Annotated in this window: 18 protein-coding genes; 6 read left to right on the top strand and 12 right to left on the bottom strand. The window is 72.7% G+C overall.

The features are described from left to right. Nucleotides 1-117 precede the first annotated feature (117 nt). The 6 genes from ACIP4X_RS19600 to ACIP4X_RS19575 form a co-directional block, all read right to left on the bottom strand. Nucleotides 118-546 carry an isomerase gene (locus ACIP4X_RS19600; protein ID WP_358732482.1) on the bottom strand — a complete coding sequence of 143 codons (429 nt, stop codon included), beginning with the start codon at nucleotides 544-546 and terminating at the stop codon, nucleotides 118-120. Nucleotides 547-644: 98 nt separating this feature from the next. After that, nucleotides 645-1064, bottom strand: coding sequence for a DUF2809 domain-containing protein (locus tag ACIP4X_RS19595; protein ID WP_401349641.1), 420 nt, complete (start codon nucleotides 1062-1064; stop codon nucleotides 645-647). 66 nt (nucleotides 1065-1130) lie between these two features. Further along, nucleotides 1131-1535, bottom strand: a complete 405-nt coding sequence (locus ACIP4X_RS19590) for a nuclear transport factor 2 family protein (protein ID WP_358732479.1) — start codon at nucleotides 1533-1535, stop codon at nucleotides 1131-1133. Between the two features lie 301 nt (nucleotides 1536-1836). Then, on the bottom strand, nucleotides 1837-2949 hold the full coding sequence (locus tag ACIP4X_RS19585; protein WP_358732477.1) for a PP2C family protein-serine/threonine phosphatase: 1113 nt from the start codon (nucleotides 2947-2949) through the stop codon (nucleotides 1837-1839). Nucleotides 2950-3090: 141 nt separating this feature from the next. Continuing rightward, nucleotides 3091-3978: a Gfo/Idh/MocA family protein gene (locus ACIP4X_RS19580; RefSeq protein WP_401349638.1), complete on the bottom strand. Its 888-nt coding sequence runs from the start codon at nucleotides 3976-3978 to the stop codon at nucleotides 3091-3093. A 185-nt stretch (nucleotides 3979-4163) separates the two neighbouring features. Continuing rightward, nucleotides 4164-4394, bottom strand: a complete 231-nt coding sequence (locus ACIP4X_RS19575) for a hypothetical protein (protein WP_358732473.1) — start codon at nucleotides 4392-4394, stop codon at nucleotides 4164-4166. 217 nt (nucleotides 4395-4611) lie between these two features. Between ACIP4X_RS19575 and ACIP4X_RS19570 the strand changes: the two genes are divergently transcribed. After that, nucleotides 4612-5430 carry an SAM-dependent methyltransferase gene (locus ACIP4X_RS19570; RefSeq protein ID WP_358732471.1) on the top strand — a complete coding sequence of 273 codons (819 nt, stop codon included), beginning with the start codon at nucleotides 4612-4614 and terminating at the stop codon, nucleotides 5428-5430. 133 nt (nucleotides 5431-5563) lie between these two features. Here ACIP4X_RS19570 and ACIP4X_RS19565 read toward each other — a convergent pair whose 3' ends face one another. Then, complete coding sequence (locus ACIP4X_RS19565; protein WP_358732469.1) at nucleotides 5564-6487, bottom strand: helix-turn-helix transcriptional regulator; 924 nt, start codon at nucleotides 6485-6487, stop codon at nucleotides 5564-5566. 117 nt (nucleotides 6488-6604) lie between these two features. After that, complete coding sequence (locus tag ACIP4X_RS19560; RefSeq protein WP_358732467.1) at nucleotides 6605-6835, bottom strand: DUF397 domain-containing protein; 231 nt, start codon at nucleotides 6833-6835, stop codon at nucleotides 6605-6607. 152 nt (nucleotides 6836-6987) lie between these two features. On the opposite strand from ACIP4X_RS19560, the gene ACIP4X_RS19555 reads away from it, so the two are divergent. From ACIP4X_RS19555 to ACIP4X_RS19540, 4 genes are all read left to right on the top strand, one after another. Further along, nucleotides 6988-7482 carry an ATP-binding protein gene (locus ACIP4X_RS19555; protein ID WP_391455329.1) on the top strand — a complete coding sequence of 165 codons (495 nt, stop codon included), beginning with the start codon at nucleotides 6988-6990 and terminating at the stop codon, nucleotides 7480-7482. A 44-nt stretch (nucleotides 7483-7526) separates the two neighbouring features. After that, a complete protein-coding gene (locus ACIP4X_RS19550; protein WP_358732465.1) occupies nucleotides 7527-8045 on the top strand; it encodes a hypothetical protein in 519 nt (172 codons plus the stop codon). Between the two features lie 376 nt (nucleotides 8046-8421). Further along, nucleotides 8422-8670, top strand: a complete 249-nt coding sequence (locus tag ACIP4X_RS19545) for a WhiB family transcriptional regulator (RefSeq protein ID WP_358732498.1) — start codon at nucleotides 8422-8424, stop codon at nucleotides 8668-8670. A 144-nt stretch (nucleotides 8671-8814) separates the two neighbouring features. Then, complete coding sequence (locus ACIP4X_RS19540) at nucleotides 8815-9078, top strand: DUF5133 domain-containing protein (protein ID WP_358732463.1); 264 nt, start codon at nucleotides 8815-8817, stop codon at nucleotides 9076-9078. Between the two features lie 87 nt (nucleotides 9079-9165). Here the strand turns inward: ACIP4X_RS19540 and tgmB are convergent, their stop codons facing one another. From tgmB to ACIP4X_RS19525, 3 genes are all read right to left on the bottom strand, one after another. After that, nucleotides 9166-10149 carry an ATP-grasp ribosomal peptide maturase gene (tgmB, locus tag ACIP4X_RS19535; RefSeq protein ID WP_358732461.1) on the bottom strand — a complete coding sequence of 328 codons (984 nt, stop codon included), beginning with the start codon at nucleotides 10147-10149 and terminating at the stop codon, nucleotides 9166-9168. 13 nt (nucleotides 10150-10162) lie between these two features. Further along, nucleotides 10163-10354 carry a putative ATP-grasp-modified RiPP gene (tgmA, locus tag ACIP4X_RS19530; protein ID WP_358732459.1) on the bottom strand — a complete coding sequence of 64 codons (192 nt, stop codon included), beginning with the start codon at nucleotides 10352-10354 and terminating at the stop codon, nucleotides 10163-10165. Nucleotides 10355-10475: 121 nt separating this feature from the next. After that, the gene (locus ACIP4X_RS19525) at nucleotides 10476-10820 is read right to left on the bottom strand and encodes a DUF1232 domain-containing protein (RefSeq protein ID WP_358732457.1); all 345 of its coding nucleotides are present in this window, start codon (nucleotides 10818-10820) and stop codon (nucleotides 10476-10478) included. Between the two features lie 201 nt (nucleotides 10821-11021). On the opposite strand from ACIP4X_RS19525, the gene ACIP4X_RS19520 reads away from it, so the two are divergent. Beyond that, entirely contained in the window at nucleotides 11022-12059 is a 1038-nt protein-coding gene (locus ACIP4X_RS19520; RefSeq protein WP_358732455.1) for a hypothetical protein, read from the top strand. A gap of 192 nt (nucleotides 12060-12251) precedes the next feature. Here the strand turns inward: ACIP4X_RS19520 and ACIP4X_RS19515 are convergent, their stop codons facing one another. Then, nucleotides 12252-13496: a hypothetical protein gene (locus ACIP4X_RS19515; protein ID WP_358732453.1), complete on the bottom strand. Its 1245-nt coding sequence runs from the start codon at nucleotides 13494-13496 to the stop codon at nucleotides 12252-12254. Nucleotides 13497-13658: the final 162 nt, after the last annotated feature.

The following is a 13658-nucleotide window of genomic DNA, read 5'->3' as shown; positions in this document are numbered from 1 at the left end:
CTTTCAGGTTCACAAGGCCGCCATGGGAATGCGCTTCACTCGCCGGCAGGCCGGCGAGTGAAGATCGTCACCAGCAACGGCGAACAGCGGACCGTGGCCGGCGGGCGGGGCCCATGGTCAGGCGTCAGCCACCTCGGAGCCCTGCGGGATGGCGTTCCGAGGGACGTCCCCGGCGGAAGCGATGTGGCTCGCATACCCGTCCGCGTCGAGGTCGCGTACTTCGACCGAGAAGTGGACCTCGAACTCAGGGAAAGGCCCGACACGTGCGCGAAGAAGGGCGAGGACGGACTCGCTGAGCGCGCGTTTGACCTCGGCGCTACGGCCGGGCATCAGCGCGATCTCGATGTGGACCGCCTGGTGAGTGTCCTCCGTGCGGCCGGCGATGTACCAGTCGTCCTGCGGGTAGACGAAACGGATCCGGCACGCCTCGGGGCGCGCGCCGCTGTTGGCGACGATCAGCGAGTGCAGCTCCGGGCCGATCACTTCACACTCGAGGGCCTCGTACTCGCCCAGTTCATTGGTGTACGTCACGGTCACATGTGGCATGGACGCAGCATATTCACTCTCTCGCCATACTTGCCGACGAGTTCCTCCGCGAAGGGGCCCGGCCGCCGGCAAAGCTTCCCGTAGCCCATCAGCAGGCCCTAGGCATCCCTCCTTACCGCCGTGAGGACGAGCCAGCCCGCTGCGGCGCCGACCGCGTACCAGAGCAGGTCGGGCGGGTTGAAGGTGGAACCGAGTACGAGGCGGGCGACGGCACTGTGCCGGGAGAGCTCCGCCGGCACCTCGCTGAGTTGCAGGAACTCGATCCCCCAACTGACGGCCAACGCGGTTACGGCGGCGGTCAGGGGTCTCACCCGGGGCGCCACCAGAACGACGAGGGTCACCAGCAGGACGGTGTACAGCGCGTCTCCGCCGTACTTGGCCGCGCTCCCCGCCGTCACGGTCCTGAGGCCCAGCCCCGCAGCGACGGTCAGTACCGCGGCCGCGGCCGCCGCCAGGCGGATCCGTATCGGGGCAGCGGCGCCTGCGGCGCGGTCCTGGGTTTCTGGCAGGGAGGACATGGGGCCATACTGCCGGATGTCCCGTGCCCGAAGCAGCTGCTCCCGCGCGCATGCGGGCGCGGGCGATCAGGCCCTGGCGATGCTCCTGCCCGGCATCGGTTCCGCGAGCGCCGTCCGCCATTCCGGGGCGCCGAAGGTGTCGGCGAAGTACTGCGTCTCGTGCACCACGTGGTCCTGGGCGAATTCCATGATGCTCACCGAGTAGGTCGGCACCCCGTCGTACGTGATGACGCACTCGCTCACCCACAGATCTCCGCCGCCCATGATCCGGTGGACGGTGAAGTGGCGACTGGCGGGGTGCCCGCCACGTTGCGCCGAGATCGTCGCGCGGCCCCGGAATCGTTCACCTGACTGGGGATAGTCGAGGACGGCGTCCGCCGCGTAGATGGCGTGCTCGGCCTCGGTGTCCCCGCGTTCCGAGGCTCGCCAGTGTTCTTCGATCGCGGTCCTGGTCCGGATGTCGGAATCCATCGCACCGTCCCTTCTGCATGCGGCCGGGCAGGTCGCCCGCCGATCGCACGCCCCGCGTGCACGCCTCCACGCCCCCGCCCGGGCCCCCGCACCCCACGACCGCCCCCCGCCTGGCCGGAAGCACGCCCACCTGCCGGGCTGGTTCCGCCCCCCCGGCCACCGCCCCCGTGTGACGGCCGCACAGCGACGCATACGTCCAGGGAACGGCCCGCCGACCTCATCGGCAAGGCGGGGCGGCTTCGGCATCCACACCCACCGGTTCCTGTGGGACGTGGGCTGACCGGCCCCTCTCCGGCCGGGGTCAGCCGTCCTCGGGCGGGCGGGGCGCGAGTACCAGCATCGTCACGTCGTCGCGGAGGGTGCCGCAGTACGCGAGGAGGTCCGCCATGACGTGGTCGGCGAGCTCGGCCGGGTCGGCGGCGGAGAGCCGGGGCAGCCGGTCGAGCAGGGGATAGAACGCGCCGGCCGCGTCCCTGGCCTCGGTGACACCGTCGGACGCGAGGAACAGCACGTCACCGCGGCGCAGGGGCAGGACGTACCCGCCGCGCCGCGGGACGCCGTCGGACAGACCGAGACCGAGGGGCGTCCACGGCACCAGGTCGACCTCCTCGGCGTGCCCGTCGCGCAGCAGCACCGGCGGGGGATGGCCGCAGGTCACCACGCGCACCGACCCGGCGTCCCCGTCGAACTCCAGCAGCACGGCGGTCGCGAACAGCTCCGCGTGCCGCACCTCCTGCGAGTCCACCACGAGCCGGCGGTCCAGGGCGGCGGCCACCCCCGTCAGGTCCCTCCGGTCGAGCACCGCCTCCCGGAAGCTGCCGAGCAGCGAGGCGACGGTGGACACGGCGGCCAGGCCGTGCCCCTGCACATCGCCCATGACCGCCCGCACCCCCTCGGGGCCCCGGCGCACGTCGAAGAAGTCCCCGCCGACCAGCGTGCCGCGCTGCGCGGCCCGGTACAGACCCGCGCACCGCACCGGGCCGACCCGCTCGGGAAGCGGCGGCACGAGGGCACGCTGCGCGGCCTCCGCGACCGTGCGCTCCAGGTCCAGCTGCGCGTCCCGGCGGCTGCGCACGTAGGACAGGAACACGCTCAGCACGGCGACGAAGGTGACGGTCTCCAGGTCGGTGTTGCCCGGCTGGTTCAGCTGGAAGGCGGGCACGTTCAGCAGGACCACCACCGTGCAACCCAGCAGCGCGGTCGCCATCGGCCCGTACGACAGCACGGCCAGCGGTGGGATGGCACCGAGCAGGAAGCCGATGTCGAGTGGGTTCGGACTCAGCAGCGTGACCACGCAGACGACGAGGACCAGCACGACCGGCAGCGCACGCACCCAGCGGGGCGGAGGGGCCCCGTGCAACCAGCCGCGCCGCTGCGGATCCCGACGCCGGACCGGGCCAAGCAGCTTCGCCACATGACAACGCTGCTACGCCGGACCCGGTCCCGCACGCCGGAACCGACGAGGCGCGGTGCCGGAACCCACCAGGCGCGGTGCCGGGCCCCGCGAGGCGCTGAGCCGGAACCCGCGAGCCCGGCACGACCCGAACGCGCGGTCCTAGTCGGTGTCGCGCGTCAGCTCCGTCTCCGCCGCCGCGAGTATCTCGGTGACCCGGAGACCGAACCCGGCGTCGCACGGGTGGGGGCGGCCCGTGCGGGCGGCGGTGAGCAGTGCGTCCGTCGCGCGCGTGTAGGCGGCGACGGCGTCCTCGGAGGCCTCCGGAAGCAGGGTCACACCGGCCTCGCCCCGCAGTTCCACGGTCGCCCCGGCCGCCGCCGGGGGAGCGGTCAGGCTCAGGGTGAGGGTGCTGGACGCGCCGCCGACGTGGTCGAGGACGGCGTGCACCGTGTCCCCGGGACCGTGCGCGGCGGCCGTCACACGCCGTACGTCGCCGAGGACCGGCAGCAGCACCGACAGCGCGTGCGGCCCGACGTCCCACAGCGCGCCCTTCTCCCGCCGCCACGGCGAGTCGGCGAACGGGCTGTCGCCGGTGAACACCGCGCCCAGCCACTGCGCCCGCGCCGTGAACCAGTCCCCCCGGGCGGCCTGCTCGGCGATCCAGGCCGCCGGCTCGGGCTGGAAGCGGGTGGTGAAGAAGACCACCGATGCCACACCGGCCTCGCGCACGGCCCCGACCACCGCACGGCCCTGTTCCACCGTCGCGGCGAGCGGCTTGTCCAGCAGCAGGTGGCACTGCGCCCGCGCGGCCCGCACCGCCAGGTCGGCCTGGATGTGCGGGGGCAGGGCGACGGCGACCGCGTCCACCTCCGCCAGCAGGGTGTCGAGGTCGTCGAAGGCGTGGGTGCCGTGCCGTTCGGCGAGATCCTTCGCGGCGGCCGTACGGCGCCCCCACACGCCGGCGAAGTCCAGCTCGCCGTGTGCGCTCAGGGCGGGGGCGTGGACCATCCGTGCCCAGGGGCCGGTGCCGAGCAGTCCGATGCGCATACCGGTGCCTCTCCACTGTGCCGGACAGGGTGACGACCGGCGCTACGGGCCGGTCGTCACCGAGCGTGTCACAGGACCCGGGTACCGGAGCAAGCCCACCGGCGAAACCGGGCACGGAACGGGCCCGGCCCACGCACGCCCGGCGCACATCCGGCGTACGCGCGTGGGCCCGGTGGCGCGCCGGTTCAGGCCGCCCGCCGCCGCTCGCCGGAGGAGGACGGGCCCGGAGCGGACACGACCGCGCCGGCCTCGGGCACGGAGCCCCGGCGGCCACCCGGGAGCAGCCGCAGATGTCCGCGGCGCCCGGCATGGCGGCCCCGCGCCGGAGCCGGATCCAGCATGCGCTGCTCCACGCGGTCCATGACCACCAGCAGCACGGACACGAGCGGCAGCAGCAGTACGGCGACGAAGACCATGACACCCCCTTGTCCGACGGAGGATCCGAGTGCTCCGAACCGCGTGGTTGATGGGTGCCGTCCGGTGAAGAATTCGTGGGGATCGGGACAGACCGTGATGCCGTCACGGGCCGGCGTTCGTCCGCCGACTGGTTTGGGAAGACGCCGGTTCCCTAGGATGTACTCTCAGTCGGACCGGCCCAGTTGGCGCGGTGGAATCGGCGAATCTGGGGGACTGATGCCTGCGGAGAACCAGCTGTCCACGAACATCGACGAGAACGTGCCGACAGCTGCGCGTATGTACGACCACTACCTGGGTGGCAAGGACAACTACGCCGCCGACCGGTCCGCGTGCGAGGAACTCGACAAGGTCGTCCCCAGCACCCGCCGGCTCGCCCTCAACAACAGGCGCTTCCTGCAACGGGCCGTCCGCACCCTCGCCGAGGAGCACGGCATCCGGCAGTTCCTCGACCACGGCTCCGGTCTGCCCACCCAGAACAACGTGCACCAGGTCGCCCAGCGCGTCGACCCCGAGTCGCACGTGGTCTACGTCGACAACGACCCCATGGTGCTGGTCCACGGCCGGGCCCTGCTGCAGCAGGACGAGCGCACCGCGGTCATACACGCCGACATGCGGCAGACCGACCAGATCTTCTCGCACCCCGAGACCCAGCGCCTGATCGACTTCTCGCAGCCGGTGGCCGTGCTGTTCAACTCGGTTTTCCACTGCATCCCGGACAGTGACACCGACGGCCCGCTCGCCGTGGTGGAGCGCGTACGGGAACGGCTCGTGCCCGGCAGCATCATGCTCATGTGCCAGCTCGTCAGCGAGGACCCCGAAGTACGGGCCTTCGTCACGGACTTCATGGACAAGGCCACGCAGGGCCACTGGGGCCGGGTGCGCCAGGAGAAGGACGTCGCCGAATGGTTCGAGGGCCTGGAGCTGCTCGAACCCGGTCTGGTCGAGGTGTCCACCTGGCGGCCCGACACCGAGGTGACGCCCCGTCAACTCACCCACGAGTGGGTGGAGTTCGGTGGCATAGGCGTGATCTGCTGACGCAGCACACGACAACGCCCCGTCCAGGAACCGGACATCGGGTGTTGGACGGGGCGTTCGTCTCGTCCGGCCGGTCTCGTCCGGACGGCGTGAGTGGCCTCGGCCGATCGTCTCCGGCCCGGGGGCGAAGAGGCTAGGACGCTGACGCGTAGCGGTCGTTGGCCGTCTTGCGCAGCAACGCCAGGGACTCCTGCGGAGTGAGCGCCTCGTCCGCCAGCCGGTCGAGGGCGATCCGGTACTCCTCCGTCTCGTCGCGGTCCTCGAGGAAGTTGGCGCTTCGGATGTGCTCCAGATAGACGACGTCCGGCAGATCGAGGCCGCCGAACCGGAGGTACGTGATCGGGATCGAGGGCGCCGACGCGTTGGTCACGTCCAGCGGGACGATCTGCACGGTCACATTGGGGCGTTGCGCCATGGTGACGAGGTGGTCGAGCTGCTCGCGCATGACCTCGCGGCTGCCCAGAACGCGCAGCAGGACCGATTCGTCGATGACCGCCCACAGTTGAGGCGCGTCCTGCCGCAACAGCAACTCGGCCCGCCGTGTGCGCAGTTCGATGCGCCGCTGCACCTCGTTCGCCGAGGCGGTCGGCAGCCCGCGCTCCACCACGGCCCGGGTGTACGCCGCGGTCTGGAGCAGCCCGGGCACGTACTGGATCTCGAAGGTGCGGATCGCGGCGGCCGCCTCCTGGAGGCCGACCAGCCGGTCGAACCACTCGGGCATCAGCCGCTTGTCGTAGCGCTGCCACCAGCCGGGCTCGCCCGCCCGCCGCAGCAGCCTGAGCAGGACCGAGGACTCGTACTCGTCGGTGCCGTACAGCTTCAGCAGGGCGCGGACGTCACCCTCGGCCGGGGGACGGCGTCCCTTGCCCGACTCGATGCGCGAGAGCTTCGCGGCGCTGAAGCCGAGTTCGCGCGCCGACTGCTCCTGGGACATCGCGGCGTCCTCGCGGAAGCCCGCCAACTGGACACCGACCAGCATCTTCAGCAGAGTCGGGGCCGGCTCGGACCGGTCCAGATAGGGTTCGAGGCGGGAGATGCGATGTGGCTCGGCGGACATCCTGGCTCCCAGTAGACCGGCAGACTGAGAAGTCACCGTACCGCACCGTACGGCTGCGGAGGGCACTCGCCGGGGGAAGTCGGCACGTTCCCTCCGCTTCCCGGCGGACGGCCGCGCTCACAGCAGATGGTCGAACTCGCCGTCCTTGGCGCCGGCCAGGAACGCGGCCACCTCGGCGGGGGTGTAGACCAGCGCGGGGCCGTCGGGGTCACGGGAGTTGCGCAGCGCGATGTCGCCGCCGACCAGGGTGGCGACCTCCACACAGTTGCCTTCGGCGTTGCTGTGCCGGCTCTTGATCCAGCGGGCGTCCAGCGAACTGGCCCGCACTCCGTTCCGCACTGGTGGCACCGCGGTCTCCTTGCTGTTCCGTTCGCACGCCCGCTCGCACTTTCACGAGAAATTTCGCGTGCAATTGCACGCGGGCGCTGTCAGCGTGGATAATAGCCGGGGCGTCAACCCCTTGTGGACGCCGTTCGGTGACGTCGCATCAGGGAGATGACGTGCCTTCACCAGTGAGCCGACAGCTCGAAGTGCCGAGCGCGGCCGCCGTGATCGCGCCGTGGGCGGAGGGGACCCCCGGCGCGATCGCGGCCGCGGCACTGCGGATCGACTGCGGCCGGGAGGGATTCGCCCGGGCCCGCGCCTTCACGCACGAGACCTTGGGCAGATGGTCGCTCGACCACTGCGCCGACGACGCCGCCCTCGTCGTCACCGAACTCGCCGCCAACGCTGCGACGCACGCGGTGCCGTACGCCCCGCCCGGTGACACGGCCGTGTGGCTCGGACTCGCAGTCGACGCGGCCCAGCTGCTCATCACTGTCTCCGACCCCTGCGCCGGCCGCCCCATATGCCGCACCCCGGCGGGCTTCGGCCTGCCGGAACACGGCCGGGGCCTGCGCATAGTCGACGCCCTGGCCGAGGACTGGGGCTGGACCCCGAGGCCCCCGGCCGGCAAGTCGGTCTGGGTGAGGCTGTCGACGCGTCCACCCCACTGAACCACCCTTCCCCCCTCACGACCGCCGCCGGAAAGGACGACGCCATGCGCACCGCACCGACGGAGCAGCCCGCCGCTCAGCGCACCGACCGCGCGATCCCGTTGCCGGGCCTGGGGCAGGTGCCCTGGAGCGACATCAGGGACTCCACCGGCCCCGCAGCCGACATCCCCCTGTTACTCCGCCAGGTGGCCTCGGGCGACGCCCGGACCGCCGGTGCCGCGCTGGACGAGCTGCGCGGACGGATCTGCCAGTACGGCTTCGTGGTGGAACAGGCAACCGCCGCCACCGTCCCCTTTCTGTGGGAGCTCGCCCAGCTTCCGGGTGTGACCTGCCGGCCGCGGATCATCCAGCTGCTCAGGAGCATCGCCGACGCCCGGCAGTGGGAGAGCGTCGCCGCTGTCTACCCCAAGCTCCTCAACCACCCTGAGAATCCGGTCGTGTGGGAGCGCAGGGCGCGGCAGGCGGTGCGGGCCCGGCGCGGCGCGCTGCCGGCGCTGCTGGCCGACCGTGACCGTGAGATCGCCGAGGCCACGGCGGACCTCGCCGACGCGCTCGCCGAGTGAGCCAGGGCCCGGGCACCTCGGGCCGGCTCTGACCGCCGGGCCCGGGCACTTCCGGCCTGCCCTGACGCCCGCCCCCGGGACCTCCGGGCGGCCCTGACCGCCCGGACCCACTGCACGAATTCGGCCACCAGCGCGAAGAATCACCCGTCGAGCGGGCCCGCGGCCGCAGGGCGTCCGCCCCGAGGGGCTCATGGCGGAGTGTTCTCCTGCGTGTCTTCTGCGTGGCGCTCACCCAATCGTGGCCGTGGGGCCGAAAAGCACCTATATTGCGGATACCTCTGCCGGGTCGTGCGGCGCCCTGCTGCCGCAGACGGGAGCTGCCCGGACATGTGCGGCCGAGTGTTCAGCGGAGGTACCGGTGACCGTTGTCCGAACGATCGAGAACTGGCGCGAGCGCGGGGCGTGCCGTTTCGAGGACCCCGAGCTGTTCTTCCCGCTCGGGGAGAGCGGTCCGTCCGCTCGTCAGATAGAACAGGCCCGCGCGGTGTGCCACCGGTGCCCCGTGCTGGGCGAGTGCCGGGCCTGGGCCCTGCGCAACAGCGAGTGCGACGGTGTCTGGGGCGGCATGACCGCCGGGGAGCGCCGCGCCGCGGTGCGGCGCAGAACCGGGAGCCGCGGCCGGTAGAACCGGCGGCCCCCCGGTGGCGAGCGGTGGCCCCGCCACCGGAAAACGACTGAATTCGGTCAAACATATGCCCGCGGCCGGTCGTCGTGCATGGCACGGCGTGCCGCGGGCATACGGAGCAAAAATCGAAGAGAGGGGCGCTCCGTGCTGGTTCCGGACCCGAAGGTCGTCAGGACGTTGCTGACTCGGTACGCATCGCTGAAGATCGCTCAGGCGGAGAGGGAGCGGGCCGAGGCGGCCCGGGAGCTGGAGGACGTCAGCTACACCTTGTGCGTCATGATGGGGGCCACCGGCATCCACGAGGCCATCGGCAAGGCGGACGCCCTGCTGCTCGCCCGGGGGCGAGCAGTGGACGCGGACGTGAGCACCGACGCCGAAGAGGACGGCATCCTGTCCCTGGCGGTCTGAGTCCGGCCGTCCCAAGTCCGGTCGCCTGCGGCCTGGTTGGCCTCGCGGCAGACGTACGAGCGGACGCTCTCCTGGCACCGCGTGCCGTCAAGGAGCCGTCGTACGTCTGCCGTTGGCGTACTCGTGTGCCCGTGGGGCCGGGCGGCCGAGCCATTCGGCGATGGTGCCGGCGATCGGCTGGCCGGTCTCCACCTCGACGAACCCGAACTGGCCGGACTGGTTGCACTCCAGGAACCACCAGATGCCGTCGGCGTCCTCGGCGAAGTCGAAGGCTCCGTAGGCGAGTTCGGCCTGACGCAGATAGGTGCGCACCGACGCGGCCACGCGTGGCGGGGCCTCGGCCGGATGCCATGGCGTCCCGGACGTGGCGAACCGGACGTCCACCTCATCGGGGTCGGCGTCCGCCGGGGTCGCCTTGCGGGCGGCCAGCAGCGTGTCGCCGACCGCGGTCAGCCGGATGTCGGCGCGCTTGGCGATCCTGCGCTGCAGCAGGGTCGGCCCGTAGGCCACCGCGCCGAAGTCCGCGTCCGGGGCGACCCGGCTGGTCGGCACCGCCCGCGGCGGCTCCTGCGGATGCGCGCCGGAGACCGGCTTGACCACCAGGTCCGGGTAGCGGTCGGCGAACTCCCGGGCGGCCTGCGGGAACGTGGTGATGAGCGTGGCCGGCACCGGCAGGCCGCTGCGCTGGGCGAGGCGCAGCTGCCAGGGCTTGTGCCGGGCACGCTCGGCCGCCTCCGGATGGTTCATCCAGCGGGCTCCGCAGCCGCGCAGTATGCCGTACAGGGCCTGTGCGGCCTCTTCCGACAGCCACGCGGACGGCCGGCCCGCCCGGGCCGCCGGAACTCCCGGTCTGCGCACCCAGACCGAGCGCAGGCGGTTCACGCTCACCAGCCGTCCGCCCACCGACAGATGGCCGTCGAAGGAGCCGTGGGCCCACTCGCCCGACAGGGCGGCGCCCGCGGTCAGGTCGGCCGGATCCAGCCGGACCACCGGGGTGGAGGAGGCGTTCAGGTGCATCACCACCATGTCCGCCGTCACGTCCTCCTCGCCGGTGAGGATCAGTACGGTCATCTCCGCGGCCGTGTCAGTCGTCGAAGTGCGTCTTGGAGCCCGCCGTGGAGGTCGTGGTTCCCAGCTCTCTCAGCAGCGCGTGGTCGGATGCGGCGATCCGTCCGTCCGTGAGAACGTTCAACTGCAGCCCGGAGTCGTAGGCGTACGGCGTGGAGGCGTCCAGTTCCACTGCCGGACGAGCGTAGTTGAGCGCGAACGGTTGCATCGTCTCTCCCCTGTCGGTGCAGCCGCGACCAAGCCGTGTTGCTGCTTGTGGCGTCGCTTGGCCCGCTGACTTCGTTTCGGGTTCCCGAGACTTATACGAATCGAACGGGTGATTGGTTTCCTTACGGAGAGTAGTCTTTGGCGGCCGGATGCCCGCGGCGCCCGAAAAGTCCGGGTCGTTGAGCCGGTACGGGCAGCCGGTCACCGCCGGCGGCGTGCAGCGAACGCAGGGCCAGGAGCAGCACGCCGATGTCGTCCAGGTACACCGGGTCGGGCAACAGGTCCGTGGGCAGGAGCAGATAGACGACCGCGCCCCAGAAGACCCAGCGCGGCCCCGTGGGAAGGCCCGCGCGGCGCAGCTCCCGCCGGGTGCGCACCAGACGCCCGAGCAGCACGACGGCGACGGCCAGCACGGCGGCCAGGGCCAGTGCGACGGCAATGAGCAGCACCTTCCCGGTGGAGTCCACGCTTCGGGCCCTTCCTCGTCGTGCCGCTCGCGGCGCCTTCCCTTGTCGGATGCCCAGGTTGCCGCACTTCCATGACCGGACGTCACCCCGCTGCGTCGTCCCGGTGGCGCGCCGGGCGGCGGCGACCTTGTAATGGCGGGGTAAAGGCGTGTCGCGCTTCGGGGGCGCAGAGGCGGCCGCACCCCTGCCATGGAGCCCAGCATGACCACCCGCTCTTCACCATCCCAGTCGAACCAGGCCGTCATCGACTTCACCGACGAGATCCACTGGTCCGGGCCGCCCGGCGGTATGGATGAAGGCGGCGAGGGCGAGGGCGCGGCCGGTGATCCGGTCGGCGGCCTCGTCCGGGCCGCGGTCGACGACCGCCCCCTGGAGGAGGTCCTCCGGCTCGTCACCCTCCTGGAGGGATCGCCCGAGCACGCCGAGGCCGTCCGGCACGCCCTGCGCGCGGTCGCCCTCGACCGGCCCGTGGAGGACGTCGCCGGCCTGGTCGCGGAGCTGACCCGGCCGCCGCGGCCGGCCGACAGCGCCGACGACACGATCCGCGCCGCGGTCGGCGGCCGCAGCGTGGCGGACGTCACCCGGCTGGTGGCGCTGCTGCACCGGCCGCCGCACCTGCCGCACTGCGGCCGGACGGCGACCCGCGCGGCCGCCGCGAGCCGCACGGTCGAGGAACTCGTCGAGCTGATCGGGCGGCTGGCCGGGGAGCGGCACGACGCACCGCGCGATGTGCCGGTCACCGAGCCGGGCGCGGTCCCGCCGCAGGAGCCGGAGGTTGCGCGGGAGCCGGGGGAGCGGGCCGGGCGGCCGACGTTCTGGCCCAGCTGGATCGCCGCGGCCGCCCTCGTGGTGTGCGGCGCGGCCTACTTCCCGCTGCGCTGGCAGGGCGTGCCCCTGCTCGTCTGCTTCCTTGCCCTCACGGTGTCGGGGCTGTGCGGGCTGCTGGCCCTGTTGCTGGCCCTGCGCACTGGTGTGGCGGCCCTGGTGGCGGGCGCGGTCGTCCCGGCGGTGCCGGCCGCGGTCGGCTACGTCGAGGGCAGGTTCGCCCCGGCGCAGGCCTCCCGCGCCCTGGCGATCACGGTGGCGCCACCGCTCAGCGCCGGACTGACCGCGGTGTGCGCGTCGTTGGCCAGTCTGGCCGCGCTCTCGTTGCTGCTGATGGTGCAGGCGGCCGAGCGGCATCCGCCGCCCCGGCCGGCCGGACTGGGCTCCGGGGCTGTCAATCCGCCTGCTCCGTAGGCCGGTTGCCCGGCGCCGGGAAAGGCCCCGTGCGGAAGTGAACGCCCAGGGCCCGACGGACGGTGCCGCCCTCGGGGGAGCCGCCCTGCCGCGGCGCGTCCGGGCGGCCTCCCGGACGTGCCGCCGCGCGGACCGCGTGTCCGGGCCGCGTCGCCCGGCGGGTCCGGGCACCCTTACCGCCGCGAACCGGGTTCAGTCCCCGGTCCGCGGATCCGAGCCTCCGGCCGGTGGGGACGTGCCGGCGTCCCCGCCGGCCGGAGTCGCGCCATCGTCGTCGGAAGGAGCCGCACCGGCCTTCGGCCGCCGCTCCGGGGCACTGCCCGGGCGCAGCGACAGGGCGGTGCCCTTCAGACGCCCGAGTCCGCGCGCCAGTTGCTGGAAGGCGGAGCCCGTGGCCGTACGGGCCTGCTTCCCGGCGGGCAGTACGCCCCCGGCCTCCGCCTCCCGGTACACGGCGAGGGCCTCGTGGGCGCGCTCGGCGGCCTCCTTGTACAGGTCCCGGGACTTCGTCATCGCCTCCAGGGCCTCCGAGTACATGGTGACGAGCTCGCGCGCCCGGGCGAGTTCCTCCTCGAAGGTCAGCAGCCGCCAGTCCTCGCGCAGTGCGGTGAGGGCGCGGTCGGCGCCGTTCGGCAGGGGCCGGGGCAGCGCGGCGAAACGGTTGAGGGCGTCGATGAGTTCGGCCGGTTCCGTGCCGTCGAGGAAGACGCTGCGCACCGAGAAGTCGGCCACGTCGTAGCCGGGCGGCGCGGGACTGCCGGGCAGGACCACGGCGCCACCGCGGGGCAGCCGGACGCCGAAGTCGTCCAGCACCCAGTTCACGGCCCGGAACCGGTGCGGCGCGGCCCGGTGCTCCACCACCCGGTGCCGCAGCCCCTCGGGCAGTCCCCGCACCACAGCCGCCCGGCCGCGCTCGTCGGGCGTCATGGCCTCGTGGACGACGACGTGCAGCGTCCAGGTGTCCCGCGCCGCGTGCCGCAGGATCCGCCGGAGGTCCTTGTCGTCTTCCGGGAGGGGGGTGACCTCGCCGAGCCGCAGCCCGGTGACGGCCTCGTACTGCCAGCCGGCGTCGGGCCCCTGCGGCCAGAACATGGTGGCGGGGGAGGGCCACCGCGGATCCCACGGCTGCTCCGCCTCCGCCATCAGCACCCACTCGTGCTCCGGGGCGGACTGTCCGGATCCGGAGCCGGTGAGGGGCGACAGCATGAGCCGGGCCCGTACGGTCACCTCCCCGGGCACCAGCCAGCGGGCCTCGAAGACCTTCTCGCCGCCGGGGCCGGCGTCCTCCGGTTCGAGGTGGTCGAAGACGACGCCGTCGGCCTTGAGTTGCTTCAGGTGCCGCCGTACGACGTCCTCCGCGGCGGGCCCGGTGTGGCGGCCGCGGGCCGGCCACACCGTGGGAGGTGTCGCGGGACGGGGGGAGGGAGAGTTCGACATGAGCCAATCTGAGAGCGGGGACGGCATGTGCGTTCAGTATCGCCAAGCCGGATCATGCCCGGTCGGGCGGGGTCGACACCCGTACCGCCGCGGCGGCGGCACCGCCGGCCCAGGGCCATACGCGTGATCCGGCCGGGCGTTCTCGGTGGTCAGCCCGTCCGG

Origin of the sequence: Streptomyces sp. NPDC088817, from assembly GCF_044750345.1 — a bacterium.
In the GTDB taxonomy this organism is placed as follows: domain Bacteria; phylum Actinomycetota; class Actinomycetes; order Streptomycetales; family Streptomycetaceae; genus Streptomyces.
This window is presented reverse-complemented; position numbering and strand designations above follow the sequence as displayed.